The following is an 11,038-nucleotide window of genomic DNA, read 5'->3' on the forward strand; positions in this document are numbered from 1 at the left end:
TTTGGAGACAGCAATAGTAGTGTAGTTGTTAATATAGAGAAAAATGCAAAGATTACAGTGAAAATGGTTTATCCAGATGGAACAGAATGTGGAAAAGAACAAGTAGCAACAGGTACACCAAAAGATAAAACAGGATTAACAGCACCGGAAGCACCAGCTGGATATCATATAGAAAAAATAACAAATAAAGATGGAAAAGTAGTTGAAGGAATTCCAACAGAAATAGGAAACAAAGATCAAACAATAATTTACCATATAGTAAAAAATAGAAGCAGTGTAACAGTAACTTACAAAGACGGAAATAACGTTATAGTTCCAGCGAAAACAGTAACTGGAGATGTAGGAAGCGAAACAAAAATAACAACATCAGTACCAGATGGATATCATTTAGTGAATATAACAGATGGTAAAACTGTAATAAATGAATTACCAAAAACATTTGGAGACAGCAATAGTAGTGTAGTTGTTAATATAGAGAAAAATGCAAAGATTACAGTGAAAATGGTTTATCCAGATGGAACAGAATATGGAAAAGAACAAGTAGCAACAGGTACACCAAAAGAAAAAACAGGATTAAAAGTACCGGAAGCACCAGCTGGATATCATATAGAAAAAATAACAAATAAAGATGGAAAAGTAGTTGAAGGAATTCCAACAGAAATAGGAAACAAAGATCAAACAATAATTTACCATATAGTAAAAAATAAAAGTAGTGTAACAGTAACATACAAAGATGGAAATAACGTTATAGTACCAGCAAAAACAGTAACAGGAAATGTTGGAAGTGAAACAGGGATAACAGAAGTAATACCAAAAGGTTACCACAAGGTGAATATAACAGAAGATAATAAAGTAATACCAAACTTACCAAAGATTTTTGGGGATAGTAATAGCAATATAATTGTTAATATAGCAAAAGATAAAACACCGGATGTTAAGCCAGACGTGAAACCGGATGTTAAGCCAGATGTGAAACCAGATGTAAAACCAGACGTAAAACCAGACGTAAAACCCGATGTTAAGCCAGATGTGAAACCAGACGTAAAACCGGATGTTAAGCCTGAGGTGAAACCAGATGTTAAGCCAGATGTGAAACCAGACGTAAAACCGGATGTTAAGCCTGACGTTAAGCCAGACGTAAAACCAGAGGTTCAAGAAGGAACAACAACTGTAACTGTGAAGAATCAGGATGGAAAAGTAATTAGTACAACTGTTACAAAAGGAGCAGAGGGAACAACTATTACACAGCCTAAAATACCAGAAAACTCAACAATAATAGGTATTGTTGATAATGGAAAAGAAATAAAGAATATACCAACAAAAACTGAAGCTGGTAATCATAATATCGTTATAATTGTAAAAGAAAATAATGATGTTAATGGTGGAAGTGCTACAAATAACGGAAATAATTTGAGTAATGGAAACAATGTAGTTGCATCAAATACTGGAGTTACTAATAGTGGACAAGCGGGACAAAATACTATTAATAAAGTAGAAAATGTAAATGCAGAAAATCCTAAAACAGGTGACAATAGTTCACTTCCATATGTTGCAGGAGCGGGAATTGCAGGTATGTTATTAGCTGTATTAAGAAGAAAAAATAAAGCTATAGCTAAAAAAGAAAAATAATTTAATTAATTTAATCACCTAAGGTTTATAATCTTAGGTGATTTTTTTTGAATGAGAAGTAAGGAAAAATATTGTATAAAGGCAAAAATAAGCACAATAGAAAATTTCTACTGTGCTTATTTAAATAGCTTTTGTTTAGTAAAGGATTATTTTAAATTACATATAATTATTTACTAAGTAATAGCATCTTTCTTTAGTCATTTGATAAAGTGCCTTTGTTGCTTCTTGATTGCCTGCCCTATAGCCTGTATCATATTGACTTTTTTGTTGTATCCAATTTTGCTCATCTTTTGTTAAAGAAGCCATTTCTGATTGAGGTAGGTTATCTCTAAGAACACCCCAAATTTTGTTAAGCTCTTTATTCCACATTTGATAACGTGAGGCATCTAAAGTCACTATACCTATACGTTCACCAGGCAGTAGTTTTGGATATTTTATATTTGCCATTTCATTTAAAAATTGAGTTTTAGTAGCATTTAAATTATCCATTTGATTTTTATCAGTTTGAGTAGGTTTAGTAGTTTGAGTAACTTCTGTAGTTTGGATGTTAGAAGTAGTGCTTTTTGTAGGCTGCTCTTTTACTTGTTTTTGAGAAGATTCTTCTTTAGCTTCTTGGTTTTTCTTAGTTGTTAGTTCCTTGGCTTTGGCTTGCTCAGCTTTTATTTGTTGCTCTTGTTTTTGTTGCTGTTCAAGTTTTTGTTTTTGTAATGCCTCATCTTTCTTATGAATAAAGAAGAAACTAAAGGAACAAATAATAATAACTAAGACAATAATACCGATAATAGCACTAATTATTTTTTTATTCATATAAAATTTCCCTCCTTGAAAAGTTTTTCTTTTAAATTATATAAATATATTAAATACAGATAATAGATAAAATAAGATGAGAATTAACAACAATTTAGTTATATAAATAGAATGAATAAAAAAATAATTAGCTTGTAGTTTACCATATATTATAGGAATGATTTAGCAATAAATATGGAGAAAAGATAATAAATTACAAAACTTGAATTTATAAAAAATTAATCAATATATATAGGGAAAGATGGTTAGAGCTATTAATATAGTCTTAAGTAAATTTTATTTAAAGATAAGACAAGGGAAAGTTTTTGTTCTATAAATTGTATAGGAACATAATATATGTAGAGAGAAGTTTATAGGGGGAAATAGTATGTCAGATATAAATAAATACCCACATACACATGAGAAGTGCGAATGTGGATGCGAAGAGCACACTCACACTCATTCACACTCACATGAAGATTGTGAATGTGGTTGTGAAGAGCACGCTCATGCAAAGGAAGTTTGTCATTGTGGATGTGCAGAGCACAATCATACACATTAATTGAAAAGAAGAAGCACAGCAGATTTTTCTACTGTGCTTAATTTTTTTATGTGCTTTTACTTAGTAAAGGATTATATTAATTTACATATAATTATTTACTAAGTAATAACATCTTTCTTTAGTCATTTGAGCAAGGGCACGTGTTGCTTGAGCATCACCATTGTTATAGCCTTCTTGATATTGAGCTTTTGTTTGTATCCAAGCTTTTTCATCTGCAGTTAAGCTAGCCATTTCTGATTTAGGTAGCATATTTTGTAGAACACCCCAAATTTTATTAAGCTCACCGTCCCAAGTGTGATAAAGTAATTCTTGTTGAGTTGCTTGTCCTAGATGACCTCCAGGGAATGGATTTGTAGGCTTTAAGGTTGACATTTCATTTAAAAATTGTGCTTTAGTATCATTTAAACTATTCATTTGATTTCTATCAGTTTGAGTAGTTTGAGCATTAGAAGAAGCATTTTCTTTAGCCTTTTCACTAGCTTCTTTAGCGGCTTTTTCTTTAGCCTCTTCTTTCTTTTTAGCTGCTGCTTCTTCAGCTTTTTCCTTTTCTTCTGCCTTAGCTTGGTCAGCTTTCATTTGTTGCTCAAGCTTTTGTTGTTGTAATTTTGCTTGTTGTAAGGCTTCATTTTGTTTATGTATAATAACAAATCCAACAGAACATGCTATAACAACTACAATTATGATACCAACAATAATACCGATTATCTTTTTGTTCATATAAAAATCTCCTTATATCTAACTTTTGCATTATTACTATATAAATAATATGAAAATTAATCAATAAGATGAAAGGAATGTAAATTTGAAAAAAATTAAGAAAATATTATATGAAGACATAATAGGTATGGAGAAAGCAGTATATTATATAATGCTTTGTAAATTTAATAGTAAATAAGAGGATAGACTTATAAATTTATAAAATATAATTTATAAAAAGTTCAAATAAAAAATTAGAAAAAATAAGCAGAAATATGTCTAAAATATTAATAAAATTAACAAAATGTGTTATAATGAAATGGAAATTTGTAAGCAAAAGATTAGAAATGGGGAAAAAGAGATGAAAAGAAAAAAGATTATAGGGTTAATTTTAGTAGGGATAGTTACTATTGGAGCATTTGTTGGATGTGGCAGTAGTGAAGAAAAAAAAGAGAAAAATGAGCTAGTAAAAGTAGAAGAGACTGAAAAAAAGGATAATGTTCCAGTAGATATTGTCTCTAAAGACGGAGAGTCATTAGTAGAAATTCAGGATTCTACAAAGTATAGACCATTAAAGAGATATAATTACTATAAGGACAAGGTTGACCAAGAAAAAAATAGTAATTTAGAGCCGAATAATATTTTAAGATATATTGATGAATATAAAGGATTAGCAGTAGAGATAAATGTATTAGTAGAACAAGTTGTAGAAGAAGATGGATATCAAATAATCTTAGGTTCAAGACCATATGAGGGAGATATGTTTGCATTTAAATATGTAAGAGAAGAAGGAAAAGATGGAAACCCTAAGGTGCTTAAAGGTGATAATATTACAGTACTTGGTACAATTTTAGATGAATTTAAATATAAAACAGTTGAGGGAGTAGATGAAAATATTCCATTAGTTGAAATGAATTATGTATTAGGACATGAATATATGAAGGCACAAAGTATTGCATATGAATACTTAAGCTATATGTCAGGTCAATTAGGTACATTAGAATATGTGGGAACAGAAAATCAATTCCCAGATTTAAAAGGAATGTCAGGAAGTCATGTATTTGCACTTAGTATGGCAGGAGAAAGAGAGTCTAGAGATGAATATATAGTTGTAGAGAAAAATGGAGAATTATTAGAGTTTTATCCATTAGGAGAAGATGGGTTAACTAAAAATGGAGATAAAAAGAATTTTGTAAAAGTTGATAATTATTAAAAATAAATGGATGATATATGAATATAATAGAAAGCCTATAGCTATTTTACCGACTTTTTATAGATTATTTTAATATAAAAGGAGACTTGATTTAGGTGAGATTTTGATTACATCTGAATCTTTAGTTGAGTTTATCTAGGAGGAGAAATGGGAGAAGAGGTTTATTGTAGCATTGGTCAAGCTTCAGAGATGCTTGGAATATCTAGGGATACTATAAAGTTTTATGAGGAAAAGGGTTTAATAGAGCCTATAAAGGATGAGGAAAATGGGTATAGAAAATATAGTATTGAAGGAATTCATAACCTGTATTTAATTAATTTTTATAGAGAACTTGGAATTGAGCTTAAGAGAATTAAAGAGATTAAGGATTGTAGTGAACTTAATCATGTAGGGATGATTTTAGAGGAGCAAGAGAAAAAGCTTTCTTTAGAGCTTTCTAATATGAAGAAGCTTTTTAATAAGGTTAAGAAGACGAGAAGTGACTATTTAAATGTTGTAGAAAATATAGATAAGTTTTCTATTAGAAGTCTGGGACCCTTTAAGGTTCTTCGTGAAATAACTGAAACTGCTATTGAAGATGCGAATACTGTAGTTTTAAAGTATAAAGAATCAGTAGAAGAAAATGGATTGTCTAATAGAGCTCATACATTAGATAATTTATTAAAGGAGTTTTCTTTTAATAAAGAAGAGATGATAGGGGAAAAGCATTTAGTTATTAAAAAAGCTAGAAAAGAGATTGGAAATCTTTTTTATAAAGAATGCTTATATACAGTTTTAAAAATCCCAGTTGTAGGGACAGAAGAAGAAGGGGAAAAAGTTTTTTCAGACAATTATAATTTATTTATGAAAGAATGCTCTAAAAGAGGGATAGAGCCTTTAGGAAAAGTATATTTAAAAATGATTTTAGGTGTATTTGAAGATAATAAAGAATTTATGTATTTAGAAGGATTTTTACCCGTAGAAATTAAAAATTGAAAATTGAAAATTTAGAATTGTGGTGAGAACTAGCTTGGGCTAGTTCTTTTTATTATTGAAAAAAATTAGATTAATGTGATATTTAGGGGTTGACCTATGAGTTACTCCTACCTTTAAGATTTAATTATAGAAAGCTTAGTGCAGTTGCACTTTATGAAAAAGGAGATTATTTATGAGAATTTTAGAGGTTAAGGATTTAAGAAAAGTTTATGGTGACAAGGTTGCTGTAGATGGGGTTAGTTTTTGTCTTGAGGAAGGGGAGATTTTAGGGTTTTTAGGACCTAATGGTGCTGGTAAAAGTACTACTATAAATATTTTATCTACTATCTTAAAGAGTGATGGTGGAGAAATAAAGTTTAGAGGAAAGCCGATTTTAAAGAGTATTAGAGATTATAAAAAGCATTTAGGTGTAGTTCCTCAAAGCTTGGCTTTATTTGAAAATTTAAGTGCTTATGAAAATGTAAAGTATTTTGCCTCATTTTATGGCTTAAGGGGAAATGTTTTAAAGGAAAGAGTTTTAGAGGCTTTGGAGATGGTTGGTCTTAAGGAGAAGAAGGATGAAACACCAAAAACTTTTTCAGGTGGAATGAAGAGAAGGCTTAATATAGCTTGTGCTTTAGCTCATAAACCTGAGATTTTAATTTTAGATGAACCAACTGTAGGGATTGACCCACAGTCAAGAAATCATATTTTAGAATCTATAAAAAGGTTAAGGGAAGAGGGGACATCAGTTATTTATACAACTCATTATATGGAAGAGGTTGAATCTATTTGTGATAGGGTGGTTATAGTTGATTTAGGAAAGGTAATTGAAGAAGGAAAGATTAGTGAGGTTATAAATAGATGTGATAAGGAAAATAAAAATTTAGAGGAAGTATTCCTATGTTTAACTGGGAAAAATTTAAGAGATTAGGAGGCTTAGATAGATGACAAACATGATTAAGATGCAACTTAATAGCTTGTTTAAAAATAAAATAATGATAATAAATTTTGTGTTATATCCAAGTATTTTAACCTTTATAATTGGATATTTAGCAGAAGGTTATTTTAAATCAGGAATAACTTCCTATGAATATTATTCAAATAGTATGATGATATTTTTATTTATGGGAACAGGACTTTTAGCTATATATAATTTTGGTGATAAAGATGTTATAGATGGAAATATGAGAGCTATGTATATGCCAATTGGAAAGGAAAAAATATATATTTCCCAGGTTATATCTTCAAGTATTTTCTCTAGTATATCTATAATCTTAAATATTTTAATTTTTAAATACCTGTTTAATATTAATTATGGTGGAAATGAATTAATTATAATTTTAAGCTTTATAACACTAGCTTTTTTATCAAATGCTCTTGGAATGTTTTTATTAAGCCTAGTTAAAGAGGTTGGAATTTGTAATGGGATTTTTAATCTTGTTCAAGCCATTCTTTGTGTTTTAGGTGGAGCATTTATTTCCTTAGAAGGCTTTGGTGATTTTATAAGTTCATTAAGTAAGCTATCACCAGTTAAGTATTTAATAGAGGGAATATTAAATTCAATTTATGATGGCAATGCAGAGACTCTTAGAATGATAATTGTTGTAAATATTATTATAGGAATAATTTTATTAATAATTACAAAATGGACATTTAAAGTAGAAAAATATTTATAGGAGAAAAGATATGAGAAATATAGGTTTAATAATAAAGGGGAATTTACTTAGGCTTCTAAAAGATAAGGTTACATTAATGATGATTTTAATAGTACTTCCTATAATAGTTTCACTTGGAATTTATTTTGGTGGAGTTCAGGAAATGAAAGGAAAGATAGTATTAGTTAATCCTTCAGTTACTCAGGAAAATATGATTAAAGAGATATTTAAGGAAAGTGAAGAGATAAAGGTTCAAAGCTTAAATGAAAATATAAAAAATACTTCTTTAATAACAGGTGCATATTTAGCTGAAATAAGCTTTGAAGGAAATGATATAAGGATAAATGAATATTCAAATAAGGATATAAAAGAAATTATAGAATCAGTAATTAATAAGACTGAATATAAGGGAACTGAAGAAAAAAGTATGGTAGTAACTAAAATAGTAGGATTTTTAATGATGTTTTTATTTTATGGAGCATTAGCTACAGGAAGCCTTTTCCTTCAAGATAGAGATTCAGGAGTATATTTAAGAGTTTTAAGTGCAGATATTTCATTTTTAGAATATACCTTAGGACAAATTTTCTATATGATGATAGTTCTTATAATTCCAACTAGCATTATTTCAGTGGGAATGATTGAGATTTTTAATATAAGCATAGAAGTTAGTATATTAGAATTCTTAAGTGTAATAGCTCTTTTAGGAACCTTATGTGTAAGTATGATGATTCTTATAAGCAATATTTTTAAAAAGATGAATGAAGTTCAAATGAATGGTGCAATAATTGGAATGATAACAAGTCTTTTTAGTGGATGCTTAATAGCTGTAGATGGTAGTAATAAAATAATAGAAGGAATAAGAAATTTATTTCCTCAAAAAAGATTATTAGATTTTACTATAGATTTTAATATAGGAGATTTAAGCTTTGTAGTTTGTTCTATAATTATATTTATTTTTATAGGAGTATATTTAGGAAATATAAACTACAAAAAAGGGATAAATTAAAAAATATACAGACTATGAAGTTTTAAATTTCATAGTCTTCTTTGAATTAATATATTTAGTTTATGCCTTGAGGAAAATTAAATACATTTAAAGGGTCATAAAAAGACTTAATAGCTTTTAATTTACAAACATTACATCCAAAATAATCGTAAAGATAATTTGGAAGAGGAGAATAAGGGAAGTTTATATAAGAGCCATTAGTTATAGGATAAATAAGCTTTGCATTTTTATCTATCCAAGCTTTATTTTCTTTTGAGTAAAGTCTATCGGAAAAAGTAGTTTCTATTAAAAGAATATAATTACTATTTCTATAGAAGAAAGAAGTATCTTTGAAATCACGAACTTTACCACCTAAGCCATAAAAGTTCATTTCTATAGTTTGTGAGTTTAGAGGCATTTTAGAGTAAATGATATTTACTAAACTTTCAATTTCAGAGTCTGTAAAATCTCTATCTACAAATCTTCCGTAAGAAAAGAAGGTTTGTTCTTGTGGGTAAGATGCACCAATAAACAAAATAGCTTGTAAAAAGGAAGTGTAGGTTAGGTCTAAAGAAAAACCAGAAGTAAAATCAAATGGCTTTAAAAGATTTAAAAGAGCATTTTCACAGCCATAGAAAAGTCCAGTGCAAAAAATGGTTACTTCATCTGAATCAGAATTTTTACTAATAGAACACTTCATATTTATTTCGTTAGGAGCAGTTTTAATAAAACTTTCCCAAATCTTAAAAAAGGTTATGGAATCAGATTTAGAGATATTTGAATAGTTTATTGTAAATTGAGTTACATTACAAACTTTATTAGGAAGCCTAAATTTAAAAGCTACTACAACACCAAAGTTTCCACCACCTGCACCTCTTAAGGCGAAGAATAGAGCAGAGTTTTCTTTCTTACTACAAGTTAGAAGTTTTCCATTATAATCAATTAAAGAGATTTCAGTTACACTATCACAAGTTAAACCTAAATATCTTGCTGAATACCCCCAACCACCACCAAGGGTTAAACCACTTATAGAGACTGTAGGACACGCACCACCAGGGAAAGGTATATTACGAGAGCCAAGTAAGTTGTATATTTCTGCAAGGTAAGCACCAGCTTGTGCAGAAAGTGTATTGTTTTTATAATTTAGGGTTATTTTATTTAGATTACTAATATCTATAACAAGTGCTTTATCACCATTTGAAAAGCCTTCATAATTATGTCCACCAGTTCTAACTCTAATCCTTAAATTTTGTTTTTGAGCATAAAGAATAGCATTTTGCACATCACTAAAAGAACTACAATAAACAATTAGGCAAGGATATTTTTGAATGGCACGATTAAAATCTAATCTTGCAGCTCTATAGATTTTGTCTATAGGTCTTATTATTTCCATATACATCACCTCAGTTTTAGATTTTCATAATATAATATATGAAAAGTGATAGTGGAGTGCTATCATAATAAGGGATAATATAATAAATTTGAATAGAATACAGATAAATGCTAATATTATAAAAAGAATAATATGGATATACAGGAAGTTTATAAATTGAATATATGGATATAAATATAAAGAGATAAAAAGGAGGAGAAATGAAAGATAATTTTGATGATAAGAATGATGATAAGAATGATAAGGGAAAATGTATAGAGTTTAGAAGTAATGACTGGGAAGCTGAAGAGAGAAGACGTGCTAAGCAAAACAGAGCAGATTTTGAAAAGCATCTAAAGGAGAAAAAGTTTGAAAGTGATATACCTATGGAGGGTGAATTTGAACTTTCAAAAGAGATATTTGATGAGTTTTTAGCAGGTGTAGAAAAAAGCTTTAAGAAGGACTGTAAAAGAAAGATGGAGTGGTCTCTTGAAGAGATTATTTCACATTTGAAAAAAGATGAAATAAAAGCAAAGTTAACTACTTTATCAATAGGATATTTAAAAGGTGATAGAAAAGTCCAACTTGTAAAGCACTATTTAAAAAATTATGAGAAATCTTATAAGGAATTATTTCAGTACATAACAGAGGATGTATATAAGGATTTAATGAAGCTTAAAATTCAAGAATATAATATAGATTTAGACTTAATTGAAGAACTTAAATACCCAGGGTTATTAGATATATTAGGAATAGGCACTATAGGTATAAATGAAGAGGGAGATATAAGATATTTTATACCAAAGGAAATAGCAAGTGTAATAGAAAATTATTCTTTTGATAAAGAAAATATGAAAAAAAATGACTTAATATTAAAAATAACAAAGGGATTGCTTAGAGTATATGGTGTAATACCTAAAGAAAAGTTAATGGGATTTTTAATAGAATATAAGGTAATTAAGAAAGATGAAGACTTAGAGACCATAAATGCCATAATAAAAATGAACATAGCAGCTGAAGAAAGCTTGATTTTCACAGAAGACTATTATCTAGACAGTGCTATTGCATTTGTTGAAAATCTTAGAATGGTTATGGATAGAAAAGGTGAATACAAGAGATTCACTAAAAAAGAAGTATTAGAAATTAAACCAATGGAAGAAGAAATAAGAAAATCAAGCTTTAT

11 protein-coding genes are annotated in these 11,038 nt (G+C 28.8%); 8 read left to right on the forward strand and 3 right to left on the reverse strand.

Annotated features, from left to right (window positions below; genetic code table 11):
• A partial coding sequence (locus tag ACRC28_RS00695) for an LPXTG cell wall anchor domain-containing protein (protein ID WP_438541532.1) occupies nt 1-1,629 on the forward strand: 1,629 nt, incomplete at its 5' end.
• A gap of 156 nt (nt 1,630-1,785) precedes the next feature.
• Here the strand turns inward: ACRC28_RS00695 and ACRC28_RS00700 are convergent.
• Nucleotides 1,786-2,436 carry a lysozyme inhibitor LprI family protein gene (locus tag ACRC28_RS00700; protein WP_438541533.1) on the reverse strand — a complete coding sequence of 217 codons (651 nt, stop codon included), beginning with the start codon at nt 2,434-2,436 and terminating at the stop codon, nt 1,786-1,788.
• Between the two features lie 367 nt (nt 2,437-2,803).
• On the opposite strand from ACRC28_RS00700, the gene ACRC28_RS00705 reads away from it, so the two are divergent.
• Nucleotides 2,804-2,977 (forward strand): hypothetical protein, encoded by a 174-nt coding sequence (locus ACRC28_RS00705; RefSeq protein ID WP_438541534.1) that lies wholly within the window; start codon nt 2,804-2,806, stop codon nt 2,975-2,977.
• Between the two features lie 81 nt (nt 2,978-3,058).
• Here ACRC28_RS00705 and ACRC28_RS00710 read toward each other — a convergent pair whose 3' ends face one another.
• Nucleotides 3,059-3,694, reverse strand: coding sequence for a lysozyme inhibitor LprI family protein (locus ACRC28_RS00710; protein WP_438541535.1), 636 nt, complete (start codon nt 3,692-3,694; stop codon nt 3,059-3,061).
• A gap of 340 nt (nt 3,695-4,034) precedes the next feature.
• On the opposite strand from ACRC28_RS00710, the gene ACRC28_RS00715 reads away from it, so the two are divergent.
• The 5 genes from ACRC28_RS00715 (at nt 4,035) to ACRC28_RS00735 (ending at nt 8,504) form a co-directional block, all read left to right on the forward strand.
• Nucleotides 4,035-4,886 (forward strand): hypothetical protein, encoded by an 852-nt coding sequence (locus ACRC28_RS00715; RefSeq protein WP_438541536.1) that lies wholly within the window; start codon nt 4,035-4,037, stop codon nt 4,884-4,886.
• Nucleotides 4,887-5,033: 147 nt separating this feature from the next.
• Nucleotides 5,034-5,861 carry a MerR family transcriptional regulator gene (locus tag ACRC28_RS00720; protein ID WP_438541537.1) on the forward strand — a complete coding sequence of 276 codons (828 nt, stop codon included), beginning with the start codon at nt 5,034-5,036 and terminating at the stop codon, nt 5,859-5,861.
• A gap of 172 nt (nt 5,862-6,033) precedes the next feature.
• Entirely contained in the window at nt 6,034-6,774 is a 741-nt protein-coding gene (locus tag ACRC28_RS00725; RefSeq protein ID WP_438541538.1) for an ABC transporter ATP-binding protein, read from the forward strand.
• Nucleotides 6,775-6,787: 13 nt separating this feature from the next.
• Nucleotides 6,788-7,519 (forward strand): ABC transporter permease, encoded by a 732-nt coding sequence (locus tag ACRC28_RS00730; RefSeq protein WP_438541539.1) that lies wholly within the window; start codon nt 6,788-6,790, stop codon nt 7,517-7,519.
• A gap of 10 nt (nt 7,520-7,529) precedes the next feature.
• On the forward strand, nt 7,530-8,504 hold the full coding sequence (locus tag ACRC28_RS00735) for an ABC transporter permease (RefSeq protein WP_438541540.1): 975 nt from the start codon (nt 7,530-7,532) through the stop codon (nt 8,502-8,504).
• 55 nt (nt 8,505-8,559) lie between these two features.
• Here ACRC28_RS00735 and ACRC28_RS00740 read toward each other — a convergent pair whose 3' ends face one another.
• On the reverse strand, nt 8,560-9,876 hold the full coding sequence (locus tag ACRC28_RS00740) for an FAD-binding protein (protein ID WP_438541541.1): 1,317 nt from the start codon (nt 9,874-9,876) through the stop codon (nt 8,560-8,562).
• Between the two features lie 200 nt (nt 9,877-10,076).
• On the opposite strand from ACRC28_RS00740, the gene ACRC28_RS00745 reads away from it, so the two are divergent.
• Nucleotides 10,077-11,038: hypothetical protein (locus ACRC28_RS00745; protein ID WP_438541542.1), on the forward strand; the 962-nt coding region annotated here is incomplete at its 3' end.

The sequence above is a fragment of the Clostridium sp. genome (genome assembly GCF_051650885.1).
Lineage (GTDB): Bacteria > Bacillota > Clostridia > Clostridiales > Clostridiaceae > Clostridium.